General features: G+C 58.4%; 17 protein-coding genes. 15 read left to right on the top strand and 2 right to left on the bottom strand.

Annotation, left to right across the window (positions count from 1 at the left end; all coding sequences use genetic code 11):
• Positions 1-2: 2 nt before the first annotated feature.
• From G5182_RS04730 to G5182_RS04665, 14 genes are all read left to right on the top strand, one after another.
• Positions 3-2216, top strand: coding sequence for a type IV pilus secretin PilQ (locus G5182_RS04730; protein ID WP_216953061.1), 2214 nt, complete (start codon positions 3-5; stop codon positions 2214-2216).
• A gap of 191 nt (positions 2217-2407) precedes the next feature.
• Positions 2408-2926: a shikimate kinase AroK gene (gene aroK / locus G5182_RS04725; protein ID WP_005347909.1), complete on the top strand. Its 519-nt coding sequence runs from the start codon at positions 2408-2410 to the stop codon at positions 2924-2926.
• 14 nt (positions 2927-2940) lie between these two features.
• The gene (gene aroB, locus G5182_RS04720) at positions 2941-4023 is read left to right on the top strand and encodes a 3-dehydroquinate synthase (RefSeq protein ID WP_227342105.1); all 1083 of its coding nucleotides are present in this window, start codon (positions 2941-2943) and stop codon (positions 4021-4023) included.
• Positions 4013-5593, top strand: a complete 1581-nt coding sequence (locus G5182_RS04715) for an SPOR domain-containing protein (RefSeq protein ID WP_227342107.1) — start codon at positions 4013-4015, stop codon at positions 5591-5593. The genes aroB and G5182_RS04715 overlap by 11 nt, the downstream gene beginning before the upstream one ends.
• Positions 5594-5663: 70 nt before the next feature.
• Complete coding sequence (locus tag G5182_RS04710; RefSeq protein WP_005335008.1) at positions 5664-6536, top strand: Dam family site-specific DNA-(adenine-N6)-methyltransferase; 873 nt, start codon at positions 5664-5666, stop codon at positions 6534-6536.
• Positions 6537-6726: 190 nt separating this feature from the next.
• Positions 6727-7401 (top strand): ribulose-phosphate 3-epimerase, encoded by a 675-nt coding sequence (gene rpe, locus G5182_RS04705; protein ID WP_005335006.1) that lies wholly within the window; start codon positions 6727-6729, stop codon positions 7399-7401.
• A complete protein-coding gene (locus G5182_RS04700; protein WP_227342109.1) occupies positions 7388-8056 on the top strand; it encodes a phosphoglycolate phosphatase in 669 nt (222 codons plus the stop codon). The genes rpe and G5182_RS04700 overlap by 14 nt, the downstream gene beginning before the upstream one ends.
• 42 nt (positions 8057-8098) lie before the next feature.
• Positions 8099-9103 carry a tryptophan--tRNA ligase gene (gene trpS / locus G5182_RS04695; protein ID WP_219296416.1) on the top strand — a complete coding sequence of 335 codons (1005 nt, stop codon included), beginning with the start codon at positions 8099-8101 and terminating at the stop codon, positions 9101-9103.
• A 117-nt stretch (positions 9104-9220) separates the two neighbouring features.
• Positions 9221-9436 (top strand): hypothetical protein, encoded by a 216-nt coding sequence (locus tag G5182_RS04690; RefSeq protein WP_216953064.1) that lies wholly within the window; start codon positions 9221-9223, stop codon positions 9434-9436.
• 21 nt (positions 9437-9457) lie between these two features.
• Positions 9458-10039 (top strand): aminodeoxychorismate synthase component II, encoded by a 582-nt coding sequence (locus G5182_RS04685; protein WP_216953065.1) that lies wholly within the window; start codon positions 9458-9460, stop codon positions 10037-10039.
• 277 nt (positions 10040-10316) lie between these two features.
• On the top strand, positions 10317-11534 hold the full coding sequence (locus G5182_RS04680) for an aspartate aminotransferase family protein (protein WP_216953066.1): 1218 nt from the start codon (positions 10317-10319) through the stop codon (positions 11532-11534).
• A 76-nt stretch (positions 11535-11610) separates the two neighbouring features.
• Positions 11611-12630: an arginine N-succinyltransferase gene (gene astA, locus G5182_RS04675; protein WP_005334994.1), complete on the top strand. Its 1020-nt coding sequence runs from the start codon at positions 11611-11613 to the stop codon at positions 12628-12630.
• Positions 12631-12702: 72 nt separating this feature from the next.
• A complete protein-coding gene (gene astD, locus G5182_RS04670) occupies positions 12703-14172 on the top strand; it encodes a succinylglutamate-semialdehyde dehydrogenase (RefSeq protein WP_227342111.1) in 1470 nt (489 codons plus the stop codon).
• A gap of 59 nt (positions 14173-14231) precedes the next feature.
• Positions 14232-15029 carry a DUF1338 domain-containing protein gene (locus G5182_RS04665; RefSeq protein WP_227342112.1) on the top strand — a complete coding sequence of 266 codons (798 nt, stop codon included), beginning with the start codon at positions 14232-14234 and terminating at the stop codon, positions 15027-15029.
• Positions 15030-15121: 92 nt separating this feature from the next.
• Here G5182_RS04665 and G5182_RS04660 read toward each other — a convergent pair whose 3' ends face one another.
• The gene (locus G5182_RS04660; protein WP_227342114.1) at positions 15122-16240 is read right to left on the bottom strand and encodes an anhydro-N-acetylmuramic acid kinase; all 1119 of its coding nucleotides are present in this window, start codon (positions 16238-16240) and stop codon (positions 15122-15124) included.
• Positions 16241-16363: 123 nt separating this feature from the next.
• On the bottom strand, positions 16364-17689 hold the full coding sequence (locus G5182_RS04655; protein ID WP_157161227.1) for a peptidoglycan DD-metalloendopeptidase family protein: 1326 nt from the start codon (positions 17687-17689) through the stop codon (positions 16364-16366).
• A 109-nt stretch (positions 17690-17798) separates the two neighbouring features.
• Here G5182_RS04655 and tyrS point away from each other — a divergent pair, with 109 nt between their 5' ends.
• Positions 17799-18998 carry a tyrosine--tRNA ligase gene (gene tyrS, locus G5182_RS04650; protein ID WP_005347884.1) on the top strand — a complete coding sequence of 400 codons (1200 nt, stop codon included), beginning with the start codon at positions 17799-17801 and terminating at the stop codon, positions 18996-18998.
• Positions 18999-19031 lie beyond the last annotated feature (33 nt).

Below are 19031 nucleotides of genomic sequence, written 5' to 3'. Positions count from 1 at the left end.
CAATGAGAACAACCATAGACAGTGTAACAAAAGTGGCTTTGCTGTTTTGCGCCAGTGCCTTTGGTCAGGCGTGGGCAGTGGCAACCTTGCAAGAGATAAAAGTTAATCCATTGCTGGCAGACCAGTTGCAACTGGAGCTCAGCTTCAGCGAGCCTGTGAGTGGCTTTACCGATCGTCTCTCCTATCAACCTAACCAGCTCCTGTTGCATGTCCCCGGTGCTGTGGGCGCACTCAAGGTGAACCCGCTGCCTATTCAGCGTCAGGGAGTAGACAACATCAAGGTGGAAGGGAAGGGGGCAGGCCTTGATATCAAGATCGCTCTCGATCAGCTGGCTCCCTATCAGGTGCAGCAACAGGGTAATAAATTGCTGGTTTCCCTTGGTGAAGGGACCTCATCAGCTCTGATTAATGGCGAAAGCGCCCTGATTGCACCTGCCGCAACGGCTTCCTCAGCCATGGTGGCCACTCCAGCTCCTTCGGCACTGCTCAATTCTCAGGTTGTTGCCAAGTCAATGCCTGTTGCACCGGTAACCCCTCCTGTTGCGACGCCTGCTGCCAGCAAACCACTGCTCGGCAGCTATCAGAACAGTGGCGGTGGAGCCTATTTCAACTCGGTGACCGGGGTGGATTTTCGTCGTGGCAAGGATGGTCAGGGGGAGTTTCTGGTCACACTTGACAACAGCTCCGCTGCCGTCGATGTGAGCAGCCGCGGTCAAACTGTGCTGGCCAAGTTTCATGGTACTCGCGTGCCTGATGGTTTGCTTAATCTGATCAATGTACAGGATTTTGCGACACCGGTCTCTCAGGTTGAGGTGTCCCGGCAGGGCAACGATACCCTGTTTGAGCTGTCGGTTAATGGCCAGTTTGATTACCGTTACGATCAGGCTAATAAACTTTTCATTATCGAAGTGAAAAAACGCACGGCGGCATCTGCGTCTTCAAAGCAGTATCAGGGCAAGCCCATCTCATTGAACTTCCAGGATATCCCGGTTAGAACCGTGTTGCAGCTTATCGCTGACTTCAACAACCTCAATCTGGTTACTACCGATTCTGTGGCAGGCAATCTGACACTACGTCTGGATGGCGTGCCCTGGGAGCAGGCGCTCGACATCATTTTAAAAGTGCGCGGTCTGGATAAGCGGCTAGATAACAACATCCTGCTGGTTGCTCCGGCTGAAGAGATTGCAGCACGGGAGAAACAGCAGTTGGAGAGCCGGAATCAGGTGGCTGATTTGGCCCAGTTATATACCGAATATATGCAGATCAACTATGCAAAAGCATCCGAAGTGGCTGCTCTGCTCTCATCCGAGAGTACCAAGTTGCTATCGCCACGTGGCGCGGTGAGTGTGGATGAACGGACCAACGTGCTGGTTGTGAAGGATACGGCTGAGGTTATCAGCAGTATCAAGCGGATGCTGGATATTCTGGATATCCCGGTCAAGCAGGTGGTGATCGAAGCGCGTATGGTGACCATCGATGACGGTTTCGATGAAGCGCTCGGGGTACGTTGGGGAGTGACCAAGAACGATGGTCACGGCAACAGCACTTCAGGCTCTATTGAAGGGAATGATTCGTCCGGTAATAACGACGGTAGTTCAACGATTACCAGACCCTCGGTCGATAATCGGATGAACGTCAATCTGCCGGTGACCAATGCTGCCGGTACCTTGGCATTCCAGGTTGCCCGTCTGGCCGATGGAACCCTGCTTGACCTTGAATTGTCTGCGCTGGAAAAAGAGAGCAAGGCCGAGATTATCGCCAGTCCGCGGGTGACCACTGCGAACCAGAAACCGGCGTTGATCGAACAGGGTACCGAGATCCCCTATGTGGAGTCCTCTTCCAGTGGTGCAACCTCGGTCACCTTCAAGAAGGCGGTACTGAGCTTGAAAGTCACGCCGCAGATCACCCCTGACAACCGGGTGATCCTCGACCTGACCGTGACCCAGGATACCAAGGGCGAAACCGTACCGACCGGTACCGGTGATGCAGTCTCCATCAACGCCCAGTCCATCACGACGCAGGTACTGGTTAACAATGGCGAGACACTGGTGCTGGGCGGCATCTATCAGCAGACTATCAAAAGCGATGTGACCAAGGTGCCCTTGCTGGGTGATATCCCCGGATTGGGCGCCCTGTTCCGCAAGACCACCAGCGAGAACAAAAAGCGTGAACTGCTTATTTTCGTGACCCCCAAGATAGTCACCGACGCCTTCTGAAGGCTTTACATGTGAAGGTAAAACACATATAACCTTACGCCCCAATGAGGCTGGGGCGTAAGGGCTGCGGTTGCCAGTCCCGATATCTATTGAGATAATCCCCCTCCTGATCCATCGCAAGATAAGGTTCATAGGTACCCCGATCCAGTATTTATCGGGGTCGTACAGTTTGTAATTACTAACGAAAAAACATGGCTGAGAAACGCAATATTTTCCTGATAGGTCCCATGGGTGCGGGCAAGAGCACCATAGGTAGACATCTGGCAGAACAACTGCATATGGAGTTTTTCGACTCAGATCATGAGATTGAGCGCCGCAGTGGTGCTGATATCGGCTGGGTGTTTGATGTTGAAGGCGAAGAGGGTTTCCGTATTCGCGAAGAGAAGGTGATCAGCGAATTGTCTGAGCAGCAGGGTATCGTGCTGGCAACCGGTGGTGGAGCCATCAAGAGCCGGGAAACCCGCAACAAGTTGTCTGCTCGTGGCATCGTGGTCTACCTCGAAACCACCATTGAAAAGCAGTTGGCGCGTACACAGCGAGACAAACGCCGTCCTCTGCTACAGACTGAAGAGCCGCCGCGTGAGGTGCTTGAGCGTCTGGCACAAGAGCGCAACGCCCTGTATGAAGAAGTGGCTGACTTTGTTATCCAGACAGATGATCAAAGCGCAAAGATCGTTGCCAATCAGATTGTGAAGCTGATCGGTATGTAATCAAGAGGACGTCCATGGAACGGTTGAAGGTTGAACTGGGTGAGCGCAGCTATCCCATCGAGATAGCTGCCGGTTTGCTACAGCACTCCGAGGTGCTGGCAGCAAGCATCAAGGGCAGGCGGGTGATGATAGTGACCAATACGGTCGTCGCCCCGCTCTATCTTGAGAAAGTGACTTCCCTGCTGGCGGATTTTCAGGTGGAACACCTTGTTCTGCCCGACGGCGAGGCGTACAAGAACCTGGCGACCTTTGAGCAGATCATGTCTGCTCTGCTTGAAACCAACCATGGGCGCGATACGACACTGATCGCTCTGGGGGGCGGCGTGATCGGGGATGTGGTGGGCTTTGCGGCAGCAAGCTATCAACGTGGCATTCCTTTTATCCAGATCCCGACCACTCTGCTCTCCCAGGTTGACTCCTCTGTTGGCGGTAAAACCGCGGTCAACCACCTCCTCGGCAAGAACATGATTGGGGCTTTTTATCAGCCCAAACAAGTTGTTATCGATACCGAATGTCTGAGTACCTTGCCAGCCCGCGAATTTGCCGCAGGGATGGCCGAGGTGATCAAGTACGGCATCATTTGGGATGCTGATTTCTTCAGTTGGCTGGAGCAGAACATGGTGCGTCTGCAACAGCTGGAACCTGCCGCGCTGGCCTACGCCATCAAACGCTGCTGCGAGATCAAAGCCGATGTGGTCGGTCAGGATGAGACCGAGCACGGCGTCCGTGCGCTGCTCAATCTGGGCCACACCTTTGGTCATGCCATCGAGGCCGAGCAGGGGTATGGCAACTGGCTGCACGGTGAAGCAGTGTCCGCCGGCACCATGCTGGCTGCCTGGACTGCGCAGGCACGTGGCGATATGAGCGAAGCGGACGTTGCGCGAGTGCGCGCCCTGCTGCTGGCCGCCAATCTGCCCATTCATGCGCCTGCCGAGATGGATTTCGCCGCCTTTATTCGCCATATGCGCCGTGACAAGAAGGTGCTGGAAGGCAAGCTGCGTCTGGTGTTGCCGGTTGGCATCGGCCATGCGCAGGTGGTGGGGGATGTGTCCGATGCCGAGTTGCTGGCGGTGATCGAGTCTGGTCGTGACGAATAAACTGCTAAAACTTCCTTCCCAGCGGCAGCTGGTTGACCGGCTGCTGCATCTGATTGAATTCAATCACCCTTTCATTTTTCTCTCCGGTAAACCCGGTTGTGGTCGCGGTACCCTGTGCGAATCCCTGCTCGGCGTGTTGCCGGAAAAAGTGCGGGTGGTAAGCCTGATTGGTACGCCTGCCATGAAGATGGTGGATGTGCGCCAGCTGTTGCTGCCACAGGTGGTGGCGCGCCCGCTGTTCAATCCACAGGATGCGCTGGCGGAGAGCTTCTTTCGCATGCTGGAGGGGAGCAAGCCTGCCACCCTGTTGCTACTGATAGAGCGGGCCGACCAGTTGCCGGCCGACCTGCTGGGAGAGTTGTGGGCGATCATCCGTCATAACGATACCCTGGCGGCGCCCCATCAGCTGGCCATTATCGTCTCGGGCAGTGACGTCTGGTGTCGTACCCAACGGCCGCAGCTCAAAGGGCGAGCCATGCCAGCCCTTGAGCTGGAAGTGCCGCCACTGAGCCCGCCGGAGCAGCGCATCTTCTTGTATGAAAAAGCCAAAGAGCTCAAGATCCCGGCGACCCTCTTGCCCAAGCCGCAAGTGGAGGAGATCCTGAAAACGGCGAACGGACATCCGTCCACCATCATGCAGTTACTGGAGGATATCATGACCGACAGAAGGCCCAAGAAGCGTCAGGCGGAGTTGCCCGTCAAGAAGATTGCCACCGCTATCGCGCTGGTCGCTGGCGGCCTGCTGGCGTTGAGCTACCTGCTGCCTGCGCTGTTTGACAATGAAAGCAAACCGGCGCTGCAGGGTCCGGCGCAGAACACGGCATTGCCGATCCCGGTAGCGGGAGGCGATCCCCTCACCGCAGGCGGTTCGAATACCGATGCCGCTGCACAAGGCGCGCAAAACCGCGATGCAGCCAACAATCCCAACGGGGTAGTGAAAGATTGGCAGCCGGAGGCGAAAGTGCTTCCCAAATCGGTGGAGAGCGAAACCGTGACCACCGAATCAACCAATTACGAAGGGCGTCGGGTGGTGATCTCTGACGAGGTCGTGCAAAAGCTGATGACCGAACCCAAGGTGAGCGGCGCTCTGCCTACTGACGTGGTGGACGAGCTGACCGGCAAGAACCCGAGTGGCACAGCCCCCAGTGGTGCAATCGCAACCACGGTGCCAGCCAGTACCTCCAAAGTACTGAATCCGGCGACAACCGCAACGCCTGCTGCTACCACCAAAACAGCCAGCAACGAGCCGGTTGCCGCGCCAGCACCCAAAGTGGCCCTGACACCGGTCGCCACCTTGAACAAGAAGCCGCGCAACCACTACAGCGTTCAGCTGATGGGGGCGAGCAACACCAAGGCGGTGGATCAATTTGTCGCCGAGCATAGTCTGGCGGGCAAGGTATGGGTCTATCAGACCAAATTCCGTGGCAGTCCCTGGTATGTGGTGCTGCAAGGAGATTATGCCGGTCTGACCCAGGCCAAGAGTGCCATTCGCAAGCTTCCGCCAGCCTTGCTGAAAGGCCAGCCCTGGCCCAAGTCGTTTGCACAGGTACAAAAAGAGCTGAAGCAATAGCCTTGATACCGGATAAGGGGGTAGAATCGTCCCCCTTTTTGGGTCTTGCCTTCTTACACACCGGATTTCCATGAAAAAAACACGCGCTTTTTTAAAATGGGCCGGGGGAAAATACTCCCTGGTTGAAGAGATTGCCGAGCGCCTGCCGGCCGGGCGTGTGTTGCTGGAGCCCTTCGTCGGGGCCGGGTCTGTGTTTCTCAACACCGACTACGACGCGTATGTGCTCAACGACATCAATCCGGATCTGATCTGCCTGTACAACCACCTCAAGCTGACGCCGGACAGTTTCATTGCCGAGGCGCGCAAGCTGTTTGTGGCAGAGCACAACCACAAGGCGGCCTATTATCGGCTGCGTACCCAGTTCAATCAGACCGAGACCACCTTCGAGCGGGCACTCTTGTTCCTGTTTCTCAACCGTCACGGTTTCAACGGACTGTGCCGCTACAACAAGAAGGGCGGCTTCAACGTGCCGTTCGGTTCCTACAAGAAGCCCTATTTCCCGGAAAAAGAGCTGTGGGCCTTTGCCGAAAAGGCGCAGAAGGCGACCTTTATCTGCGAGAGCTACGCCGACGCCATCAAGCGTGCCGAAGAGGATTGGGTTATCTATTGTGATCCACCCTATGCGCCGCTCTCCACTACGGCGAGCTTCACCACCTATGCCTCCGGCGGGTTTACCCTGGATGATCAGGCGATCCTGGCGCGACTGGCCCGTCACACAGCCGCTCACAAAGGGGTGCCGGTGCTGATCAGCAACCATGATATCGAGCTGACTCGTGAGCTTTATCGCGGTGCCCGCCTCGACGAGATCCTGGTCAAGCGCACCATCAGTCGCAACGGCGGCACCCGCAACAAGGTGGCCGAGTTGCTGGCGCTCTATCCCCCCGGAATCGAACCTGAGCAGGGTTACTATCCCAGCGACAGTGAACTGCTGCCGCTGACGTAACAGACCATGCGGCGCCCAGGGGCGCCGTTTTTTTATGGGCGCGCCTAGGCCCGTGCCGATGCCCCAAAACCTAGGTGGCTGGGGGAGGGGAGGCGATTGCCCCATTTACCCCGCATTCGAGTCGTTTTCGCCCGCCTTTTACGTTAAAATTGCGCCGCTTTTTCTCCCTGGCTGCCAATGGATGATGCTGATGAAAGACTTTCTGATTGCCCCCTCGATCCTCTCTGCCGATTTTGCCCGTCTGGGTGACGATGTAGCCAAGGTACTGGCTGCAGGTGCCGACGTGGTTCACTTCGACGTGATGGACAACCACTATGTCCCCAACCTGACCATTGGCCCCATGGTCTGTCAGGCGCTGCGTGACTACGGTATCGAGGCCCCCATCGACGTGCACCTGATGGTCAAGCCGGTGGATCGCATCATTCCCGATTTTGCCAAGGCCGGTGCTTCCCTCATCACCTTCCATCCGGAAGCGTCCGATCACGTTGATCGCTCTTTGGGCCTGATCAAGGAGATGGGCTGCCAGGCGGGTCTGGTTCTGAATCCTGCTACCTCGCTCTCCTGCCTCGAGTATGTGATGGACAAGCTGGATGTGATCCTGCTGATGTCGGTCAACCCGGGCTTCGGTGGCCAGAGCTTTATCCCCGGCACCCTCGACAAGCTGCGTCAGGTGCGTCGTCTGATCGACGAGAGCGGCCGCGATATCCGCCTCGAGATCGATGGCGGGGTGAAGGTCGACAATATCCGTGAAATCGCCGAAGCGGGCGCCGACATGTTTGTCGCCGGCTCTGCCATTTTCAGCCAGCCTGACTACAAGGCGGTGATCGACAAGATGCGTGCGGAGCTGGCTCATGTCACACGCTGAGCGCGCATTTGATTTGGTGCTGTTCGATCTGGACGGCACCCTGATTGACAGTGCCGCCCAGCTGGCGCTGGCAGTCAATCTGACTCTGGCAGACCTCGGTCTGGCACAGGCTGATGAAGTTGTGATCCGTACCTGGGTCGGCAATGGTGCCGACAAGCTGATCCAGCGGGCGCTCGCCTATCGCGAGGCTGACCCCGAGCTGTTTGCCAAGGCCAGACCGATCTTTTTCCAGCACTACAACGCCTGCCTGCTGCAAGGGCTGGCTATGTATGACGGGGTTGCCCAGAGTCTGCGTCGCCTGCAAACCCTGGGTTACAAGCAGGCGATCGTCACCAACAAGCCGAGTGATTTCGTGGCACCCATCCTCGATGCCCTTGGCATCAGCGATTGTTTCGAACTTTGGCTTGGCGGCAACTGCGTGCCAGTCAAGAAGCCGAGCCCGGAGCCATTGCTGCACGCTTGCCAGGAGTTGGGGGTGAGCCCGGCTCGCACTCTAATGGTGGGCGACTCCGAAAATGACGTGCTGGCGGCCAAGGCGGCCGGCATGAAGGTGGTGGGCCTGACCTACGGTTACAACTATGGCCGCCCCATTGCCGACTCCCATCCAGACTGGGTATTCGAGCAGTTTGCCCAGCTCGATGCACTTTTGGTCTAATAGCGCAGCTGGGCTGGCTGAATAACAAGGATTAACACTCTCATGACTAAACCAATCGTATTGAGCGGGGCGCAACCCTCCGGTCAGCTGACCATCGGCAACTACATGGGGGCCCTGCGTCAGTGGGTCAACATGCAGGATGAGTTCGACTGCCTCTACTGCATCGTCGACCTGCACGCCATCACCACTCGTCAGGACCCGGCTGCCCTGCGCAAGGCTTGTCTGGACGCAGCCGCCCTCTATCTAGCGGTCGGTATCGATCCCAAGAAGAGCACTGTCTTCATCCAGTCTCACGTGCCGCAGCACGCCGAGCTGGGCTGGATCCTCAACTGCTATACCCAGATGGGTGAGTTGTCGCGCATGACCCAGTTCAAGGACAAGTCCGCCCGTTTCGAGAACAACGTCAACGTCGGCCTGTTCGGTTATCCGGTGCTGATGGCAGCCGATATCCTGCTCTATCAGGCCAATCAGGTGCCGGTCGGCAACGACCAGAAGCAGCATCTGGAGCTGACCCGCGACATCTGTACCCGTTTCAACAACCTCTATGGTGAAGTGTTCACCATGCCGGAGCCCTTCATTCCGACCGAAGGGGCGCGGGTGATGAGCCTGCAGGATCCGACCAAGAAGATGTCCAAGTCGGATGACAACGAGGCCAACTTCATCGGCCTGCTGGAAGATCCCAAGCAGATCGTCAAGAAGATCAAGCGTGCGGTGACTGACTCCGACGAGCCGGCGGTGGTGCGTTTCGACCCGGAAAACAAACCGGGTGTCTCCAACCTGCTGACCCTGATGTCCGGCGTGACTGGCCGCTCCATCCCCGAGCTGGAGCAGCACTTCGAAGGCAAGATGTATGGTCACCTCAAGACCGAGACCGCCGAAGCCGTGGTTGCGCTGCTGGAACCGATCCAGGTTCGTTTCCACGAGTTGCGTCAGGATGAGGCCCATCTGATTGCGATTCTTGCCGAAGGGGCACAAAAGGCGCGTGAAAGAGCTGAAAAAACCCTGACCAGCGTATATGATGTAGTCGGCTTCGTTCCTCGAGCCTGACATACTGGGAAGGTGTAGTAGAAGAGAGCTGGGTATTTGCCTGGCTTTCTTTATTTTCCCACGTTGTATTTTGTTTAATTCTTTATTTCAACCCGGGTTATATCCCCAAGAGTACGCATGTCTGTTCAACCAAATATTTCGATTGAAGAGCTGAGTGATAAAGGTCACTGGCTGCGCAAGTTCCGCAAGGCGAAAAACCTCAATACCCTGCAATTGATGGTCTCCAATGCCATCGATAAACATCACAAGACTGCTGCCATCGCTGCAGCCATCTATCTGGCCGAGTGTCAGCGTGAACGGGAAATGGAACAGGGTCGTTATCTCGATCGTTAATTCTCCACTGTTGGTTATCTCATGCTGTTGTTGATCGATAACTACGACTCTTTTACCTGGAATCTGGTGCAATATTTCGGCGCCCTGGGACAAGAGGTTGTGGTCAAGCGCAATGATGAACTGACGCTTGATGCCATAGCGCAGCTCTCCCCCCGTTTTCTGGTGATCTCTCCCGGTCCTTGTACACCCAATGAGGCGGGGATCTCTCTCGATGCCATCAGCCACTTCGCCGGCAAGCTACCCATTCTTGGCGTCTGCCTTGGCCACCAGTCGCTGGCGCAGGCGTTTGGTGCCCGCGTGGTTCGCGCGCGTCAGGTGATGCATGGCAAGACCTCCCTGATTCGCCATCGCGGCGAAGGGGTATTCTACGGTCTAAAGGATCCCTTGCGGGTGACCCGTTATCACTCACTGGTGGTGGAGCGCGACACGCTGCCCGACTGCTTCGAGGTCACCGCCTGGAGCGAGCATGCCGATGGCTCGTTTGACGAAATCATGGGATTACGCCATAAGACACTTCCTGTCGAGGGTGTTCAGTTCCATCCGGAGAGTATTTTGAGCGAACAGGGCCATTTGCTGCTGGCCAATTTTCTGTCCTGTTCATAAAAATTTGTGATCACCTTCTCAAGTTTGAAAGAAGGTAAAAAATATTTCTCTGACACTTTATTCAGCCCCCTTCCAGCCCAAATTATCTCTTGCCAAGCCCCCCTGAGTCGTTATGCAATGCGGCTGCCTAAAATCTCAAGGTCAATCGAACATTGTTCCTCATAGGTCGTCTTGTTACAGACTTTTTACTTTATTTCTGTGATAATCCCGTCACGTTTACACGGATTTAACTTTTAGGCGGTGGATTATTCTGTCGCCGAATCTGAAGGAGAGCTATATGTCAGAGTTGTTGGCAGTGACACGTGAAGTGTTTGATGAAGTGATGGTTCCCAACTATGCGCCAGCCAAGATCATCCCGGTGCGTGGTGAAGGGTCACGTGTCTGGGATCAGGAGGGGCGCGAGTATGTCGACTTCGCCGGTGGTATCGCCGTTAACGGCCTGGGTCACTGTCATCCCAAGCTGGTCGAGGCTCTGAAAACCCAGGGCGAGAAGCTGTGGCACCTCTCCAACGTAATGACCAACGAACCGGCCCTGCGTCTGGCCAAGAAGCTGGTCGCGGCCACCTTTGCCGACAAGGTCTACTTTTGCAACTCCGGCGCCGAAGCGAATGAAGCTGCCCTCAAGTTGGCTCGCCGCTACGCCATCGAGAAGTTTGGCGAGCAGAAGACCCAGATCATCGCCTTCAATCAGGGCTTCCACGGTCGTACCTTCTTTACCGTCAGCGTCGGTGGCCAGGCTGCCTACTCCGATGGCTTCGGTCCCAAGCCCGGTGACATTACCCATGTTCCCTACAACGATCTGGCGGCACTAGCCGAGGTGATCTCCGACAACACCTGCGCCGTGGTGATGGAGCCGCTGCAAGGGGAGGGTGGCATCATTCGTCCTACCGACGAGTTTGCCAAAGGGGTGCGCGAGCTGTGCGACAAACACAATGCCCTGCTGGTGTATGACGAAGTGCAGTCAGGGGTCGGCCGGACCGGTGATCTCTATGCCTATATGGGGCTCGGCGTCACGCCGGACATCCTCACCAGCGCCAAGGCGCTGGGGGGCGGTTTCCCCATCGGCGCCATGCTGACCACCGACGAAATCGCTTCTTATCTGAAAGTGGGCACTCACGGCTCTACCTACGGCGGTAACCCGCTGGCCTGTGCGGTCGCCGAGGCAGTGATCGACGTGATCAATACTCCCGAGGTACTGGACGGGGTCAAGCGGCGCGAACAGCTGTTCCGCGATGGGCTTGAGGCGATCAACGCCAAATACCACTGCTTTAGCGAAGTGCGTGGCAAGGGGCTGCTGCTGGGTGCCGCTCTGAGCGAGGACTTCAAGGGGCGTTCCCGCGACTTCCTGCTGGCCTCTATCGATCAGGGGCTGATGGCACTGGTTGCCGGTACCAACGTGGTTCGTTTTGCCCCTTCACTGGTGATCCCGGAAGCGGACATCAAGGAAGGGTTGGCCCGCTTCGAGAAGGCGGTTGCCCAGGTGGTCAACGCCTGATTCCAAATTGAGGTGGGGAGCTCTCCCGGCAGGAGCCGGGCCCCCACCTGTCGTCAATGAAAGGGAGTTGTCATTTATGTTGGTTATCCGTCCCATCGAGCAAAAAGATTTTGCCGGGCTCAAGACCTGCGCCATCGAGTCCGGCACCGGCATGACCTCGTTGCCCGTCAACGATGAGTTGCTGCAGCGCAAGATCGATGCTTCTACCCAGACTTTTTCCGACAAGCCCGCCGGCAAGGGGGACTGCCTCTACTTCTTCGTGGCTGAGGATCTGGAGACCGGCGAGATGGTCGGCACCTGTGCCATCGATGCCGCGGTTGGCCTCTCCCAGCCGTTTTACAACTACCACATCGGCAAAGTGGTGCACTCTTCTCCCAAGCTCGGCATCTACAACGTCGTTGAAACCCTGACTCTCTCCAACGACTACACCGGCAACTCCGAGCTCTGCACCCTGTTCTTGCGCGAATGTGCCCGCGAAGGGCTCAACGGCCGCCTGCTCTCCAAGCACCGCTTTCTGTTTATGGCCGAGCACCCCGAGCTGTTTGACGAGACCGTCTTCGCCGAAATGCGCGGCGTCTCCGATGCCAACGGTCACAGCCCCTTCTACGAGTGGCTGCAAACCCACTTCTTCTCGATGGATTTTCCCACCGTCGACTATCTGACCGGCATCGGCAAGAAGCGTTTTATCGCCGAACTGATGCCCAAGTACCCCATCTACGTCAATTTGCTGAGCAAAGAGGCGCGGGCCGTCATTGGTCAGACCCACGAGAAGACTCGCCCGGCCATCAAGATGCTGCAGGACGAGGGCTTCGTGAACCGTGGCTACGTCGATATTTTCGATGCGGGCCCCACCGTCGAGTGCGACGTGAAGAATATCCGCAGCGTGCGCCGCAGCAAGAAACTGCGGGTGCTGGTGGGCGAGCCCATCGGTGGCAAGACCCACCTTATCTGCAACAGCCGTTTCGAGCATTACCGCGCCTGCTACGGCAATATCCGGGTCGATCTCGACAAGCACGAAGCCATCATCCCGCCCAAGATGGCGGCGGCACTCAAGGTACAGGATGGCGACATGGTGCGGGTGGTCGACCTCGACTGAGACAAACAGGACAAGCAAACCGATTATCAGGCAGGCAGCCGAGGCTGCCTGCCAGCGACAGGGAGTGAATGGATGAGCCAGTTAGTGCAATTTATCGACGGTCAGTGGCTTGCCGGTGAAGGCAAGCCGTTCGAGTCAACCGATCCGGCCAAGAACGAGGTGATCTGGCAGGGGGCTGCCGCCAGTGCGGCGCAAGTGGATGCTGCCGTCAAGGCGGCCCGTGCCGCCTTCTACCACTGGGCGGATTTGAGCCTTGAAGATCGTCTGGCCATAGTGCGCCGTTATGCCGACCTGCTCGGCGAGCAGAAAGAGGCGCTGGCCCTGACCATCGCCCGCGAAACCGGCAAACCGCTGTGGGAGACCCGCACTGAAGTAGCCGCCATGCAGGGCAAGATTGCCATCTCCATTCGTGCCCACGACGAGCGCACCGGCACCGTTGAAAATGCCATGCCGGGCGCCAAAGCGTTTGTCCGTCACAAGCCCCACGGCGTGGTGGCTGTGTTCGGCCCCTACAACTTCCCGGGCCATCTGCCCAACGGCCATATAGTCCCGGCCCTGATCGCGGGTAACGCCGTGGTGTTCAAACCCTCCGAGCTGACCCCCATGGTGGCCGAGGCCATGGTCAAGGTGTGGCAGCAGGCCGGATTGCCCAAGGGGGTGCTCAATCTGGTGCAAGGGGAGGTCGAGACCGGCAAGGCGCTGGCGGGCAATCCCGATATCGACGGCCTCTTCTTTACCGGCTCCTCCCGCACCGGCCATTTCCTCCATCAACAGTTTGCCGGCCAGCCGGGCAAAATTCTGGCGCTGGAGATGGGCGGTAACAACCCGCTGATCGTGAAAGATGTGAGCGACATCGACGGCGCCGTCCATGCCATCGTCCAGTCGGCATTTATCACCTCGGGTCAACGTTGCACCTGTTCCCGCCGTCTGTTTGTCGAGCGCGGTGAGCGGGGCGATGCCCTGGTCAATCGACTGATCGAGGTGGTCAGCCAGATCAAGGTCGGCCTCTACGACGCTGCCGAGCAGCCGTTCATGGGCTCGATGATTAGCGAGAAGGCAGCACTGGGCATGGTCGAGGCGCAAGCCAACCTGCAGCGCCTCGGTGGCGAGAGCCTGCTTACCCTCAAGCACCTGGAAGCGGGCACAGGCTTTGTCTCCCCGGGTATTATCGACGTGACCTCAGTGAGCGAGCTGCCTGACGAAGAGTACTTCGGCCCGCTGCTGCAACTCATTCGTTACGATGATTTCGATGCTGCCATCGATCAGGGCAACGCCACCCGCTACGGTCTCTCGGCCGGTCTGCTGGGGGATAAGGAGGCGGACTGGCACCACTTCTTCAAGCGGATCCGCGCCGGTATCGTCAACTGGAACAAGCCCATCACCGGCGCCTCCAGTGCCGCGCCGTTTGGTGGCATCGGCGCCTCCGGCAACCACAGAGCAAGCGCCTACTACGCTGCTGACTACTGTGCGTATCCGGTTGCCTCTGTCGAAGACAGCAAAGCCGCGATGCCGGATCAACTGTCGCCCGGCCTGCGCTTCTAATAACGACACGGGGCATCCAGCGGTGCCCCCATCTGTACCCGCAATCAAAGGAAAGAGAGATGCAAAAGGATATCGACACCCTGTTCAGCCATCTGTGGGACAACTACATCAAGGTGACCCCGAGCGCCCTCAAGGTGCACACCCTGCTGGGTGGCGGCGAGCCCATCGTCAACGATCACGTGGCGTTTCGTACCTACAACCTGCCCAAGCTGGGGCTGGAGAAGCTGGCCGCCCACTTTCTCGCGCTCGGTTACGAGCAGAAGGGCGAGTACGTCTTCAAGGCCAAGAAGCTCTACGCCAAGCACTTCGAGCATCAGGATCCGGACGCTCCCAAGGTGTTTATCAGTGAGCTGAAGGTGGAAGAGCTCTCTTCGGCTGCCCAGGCCATCATCCACAAGCTGGCCAATCAGGTGCCTGATCATCTGACCGATACCCCGGCATTTCTCTACACCGGCGCCCCCTGGCAGGTCTCCTATGCCGATTATCAGACTCTGCTGGCGGAGAGCGAGTATGCGGCCTGGATGGCAGCCTGGGGTTATCGTGCCAACCACTTCACGGTCAATATCAACAAGTTGAAGGATTTCGACACCATCCATCAGGTCAATGCGGCGCTGAAGGCGGCGGGTTTTGTGCTCAACAGCGTGGGTGGCGAGGTGAAAGGGGATCCGCAGGTGATGCTGGAGCAATCCTCCACCATGGCGGACAAAGCAGAGGTGCCGTTCAGCGATGGGGTGCGTACCATCCCGAGCTGCTTCTACGAGTTCGCCCTGCGCTACCCGCAGATAGATGGCGTGCTCTATCCGGGCTTTGTCGAAGCGTCCGCCGACAAAATTTTTGAGTCCACCAATGCCATGTAACAACGGGTGTTGGCCAAAGTGCCACTGTTCATGATGTGACATGACGACAGCCCCATATCGGGGCTGTCGTCATTTGCATATCTGGGGGATATCTAGGGTGCGGGGTAGAGAGCACCCAACACAGCCGGACGGCTGGCGCCGGTGACGGCGGGCAGGTTGCCGGGTTTGTGCTTGATAAAGCGCTCCGCCAGCCAGGCAAAGGCTGCGCCTTCCATCCAGTCGGGCGCAATGCCCAGTTCGGCGGTGCTGGCGATGCGCCATGCAGGCAGCAGGCTGGCCAACTCCTTCAGCAAGGGGGCGTTATGGGCACCGCCGCCGCAGACAAACAGCTCGGCTTTCGGCTGGCTGGCACCGACTGATTCGGGCCGGGCGGGCAGTTGGCGGGCGATGCTGTGGCAGGTGAGCGCCTGCAGGGTGCGCTGCACATCCACGGGGGCGTATGAAGTGCCTGCCAGCTCCCCATCGAGCCAATCGAGGGTAAACATCTCCCGTCCGGTGCTCTTGGGGGAGGGGGCGGCAAAGTAGGGGTGAGCCAGCAGTTTCTCCAGCAGGGCAGGGATGGGCTTGCCGCTGGCGGCCCATTTGCCACCGGCGTCATAGTTGCCGCCGTGGGGCTGATGGCGGCGATACCAGCCATCGAGCAGGGTGTTGGCCGGGCCGGTATCAAAACCATATACCCCGCCCGGATTGCCCGGCAGCACCGAGATATTGGCGATGCCGCCGAGGTTCAGTACCACTCGCAGGGCGCCGGGTTTGGCAAACAGCGCCTGATGGAAGGCGGGCACCAGCGGCGCCCCCTGACCACCGAGGGCCATATCCATGGTGCGAAAATCGGCGATAACGTCGATGCCGGTTAGCGCCGCTAGCAGGGCGGCGTTGCCGATCTGCAGGGTGAAGCCAAGCTGGGGGCGGTGGCGGATGGTCTGGCCGTGGCTGCCGATGGCGCGAATATCGGCGGGCGTGAGGCCCGTCTTGGCCAGCAGGGCGTGGGTGGCGGCGGCAAATTCGCGCGCCACCAGATTGTCGGCCACCCCCATGCGATCGATCTCGTTGTCGCTAGGGGTACAGAGCTCATGCAGCTCGTGGGCGGTGGGCCAGGGGTGGCTGAGGGCCGCCTCGACCCGCAGTTGATCCCCGTCGATCACCACCAGCACGGCGTCAATACCGTCCATGCTGGTGCCTGACATCAATCCGATATAGCGTTCAGCCATTGGCTCTCCTCACTCGCTGGTCGGGATAGTCCGCTTCCCGACACCGATGCAGCATGGCGCCGAGCCATGCGCAGGCAAAATAAAAAGGGCTGGCGGGGCTGCTACCCCGCCAGCCCTGATGGCTTAGTTGCCGCGGCTATCCCGCTTGTTCTGGGCCAGCTGCAGCTCGGGGCTGTCGAGCTTGGCCAGTTGCGGCATCGCCAGCTTTTTGAAGTTGGCCAGCTCGCGTCCGCTCAGGGTCTCTGCCTGCGGCAGGGTGAGGGTGCGCGGGTTCTTGTGAATGCCGCCCACCACGAATTCGTAGTGCAGGTGCGGGCCGGTGACGCGGCCGGTGCCACCCAGAGTGCCGATGGTCTGCCCCTGCTTCACCCGCTGTCCCTTGTTGACGGTGCGTTTGGAGAGGTGCAGGTACTTGGTCACATAGTTGCCGGCATGCTTGATAAAGACGTAGTTGCCGTTGAACTGGTTGTAGCCCGCCGCCACCACGTTGCCGGAGCCCGCCGCCATGATGGGGGTGCCCACCGGCGCCACATAGTCGATGCCGTTGTGGGGGCGGATCTTGCCGGTCACCGGATGGAGGCGGCGCGGGTTGAAGTTGGAGCTGATGTATTTGAAGTTGACCGGCGCACGCAGGAAGCTCTTGCGCATGGCTTTGCCTTCCGGGGTGTAGTAGTTGCCATCTTCATTGAGCACGGCGCGGTAGGCAGTGCCCTGGTTGACGAACTCGGCGGCCAGAATATCGCCGGAGGCGACCCGCTCGTCGTCGCGGAACTTGTCTTCATAGACCACCCGGAAGCTGTCCCCCGGCTGCAAGTCCTGGGCAAAGTCGATGTCCCAGCCGAAGATGGCGGCCAAGTCCATGATCTGATCTTCGGTCATCCCCGCATCCACCGCCGCGCCCCAGAAGCTGGAGCGGATCTCCCCCTTGCTCACCTGTTCGCGGGTGTCGAGGGCGATCTTGACGTTGCGGGCGACAAAGGTCTCCTCCTTGCGGCTCACCTTGAGCGCCTGCTCCAGACTGTGGGGGTAATAGAGGCTGTGCAGCTCGCCGTTCTCGGTGAGCGTGAAGGTGAGCTCCTGCCCCGGTTGCAGCATCCGCAGGGGATCGCTGCCCTCGAGCTGGTCGATCAGGTGCAGATCAGTGGTGCTCAGGCCAATGCGCTGGAAGATCACCCCCATGTTGTCGCCACGGCGCACCTTCACCTGCTTGGTGATATAGCGCGGCTTGGGCGGGGTAACGGGCTGGGCGGCCTCGGCTGGCAGCTCGTTGTTTAGCGCGTTGTCGTTGGCCGGTTCCCGCAGGGCAATTTCGTTGCCGTTTTCATCGACCCGTGTTGCTACTGCCTGTTCGCTGGGCCAGGCCGCCAGCATCATGATCATGATGCTCAAGATCAGCACCATCTTGCGGTGCCAGTGGGGGAGTGCGTTGAAGGCGTGCCAAATAACCATGAGAAGCAGATGAAGTCGGGCAGAATGGACGGATTTTACAGCCTTTCCAATTGGCCCGCCATTCCAGTAATATGTTTGGCCCTGTGGAATCGTGATGGAGAGTCAAAAAATGTCCCAGCTCGAGGTGGCGCTAGCCGAGATCAAGCGCGGAGCGGAAGAAATTCTGGTTGAAGAAGAACTTGTCGCCAAGTTGAAGGAAGGGCGCCCGCTGCGCATCAAGTTGGGTATGGACCCGACTGCCCCTGACATTCACCTGGGTCATACCGTGATCCTCAACAAGCTGAAGACCTTCCAGGATCTGGGCCATGAAGTGATCCTGCTGATCGGTGACTTCACTGCCATGGTGGGTGACCCCTCCGGCAAGAACGCCACCCGTCCGCCGCTCTCCGAAGAGGCCATCAAGCACAACGCCCTCACCTATGCCGAGCAGGCGTTCAAGATCCTCGACCCGGCCAAGACTCGCATCGAGTACAACTCGACCTGGCTGAGCGAGCTGGGTGCGACCGGCATGATCAAGCTGGCGGCCAAGCAGACCGTGGCACGCATGATGGAGCGCGACGACTTCAAAAAGCGCTACACCGGCGGCCAATCCATCGCGATTCACGAATTCCTCTATCCGCTGCTGCAAGGCTATGACTCGGTCGCGCTGAAGGCGGACGTTGAGCTCGGCGGTACCGACCAGAAGTTCAACCTGCTGATGGGCCGCGAGCTGCAAAAAGATGCCGGCATGGCGACCCAGTGCGTGCTGATGATGCCGCTGCTGGTGGGTCTGGATGGCGTCAAGAAGATGTCCAAATCCGCAGGCAACTACATCGGCGTTCACGACGCTCCGGGCGAGATGTTCGGCAAGATCATGTCCATCACCGACGATCTGATGTGGAACTACTACGAGCTGCTCTCCTTCCGTCCGCTGGCTGAAATCGAAGAGTTCAAGGCAGGCATCGCTGCCGGTACTCTCAACCCGCGCGACGTGAAGATCTGGCTGGCCAAAGAGATCATCGCCCGTTATCACGATGAAGCGGCGGCCGAAGCTGCCCACGAAGATTTCACCCAGCGTTTCTCCAAGAACGCCATTCCGGACGAGATGCCGGAAATCGAGCTGGCACTGGAAGGTGAAGGTCTGGCCATTGCCAACCTGCTGAAAGAGGCCGATCTGGTGGCCACCACCTCCGAAGCGCTGCGGATGATCAAGCAGGGGGCGGTCAAGGTGGATGGCGAGAAGCTGGAAGATGGCAAGGCACTCATCGGTGCCGGTACCGCCGTCTATCAGGTCGGCAAGCGCAAGTTTGCCCGGGTGACTGTCAAATAAGCAGCACCGTCAAATAAGCCGTCGCATCAGGCA

The organism is Aeromonas sp. 600948 (assembly GCF_049174875.1).
GTDB classification, from domain to species: Bacteria; Pseudomonadota; Gammaproteobacteria; order Enterobacterales; family Aeromonadaceae; genus Aeromonas; species Aeromonas veronii_A.
The sequence above is the reverse complement of the archived record's forward strand: the minus strand, read 5'-3'. Positions and strand labels throughout refer to the sequence as shown.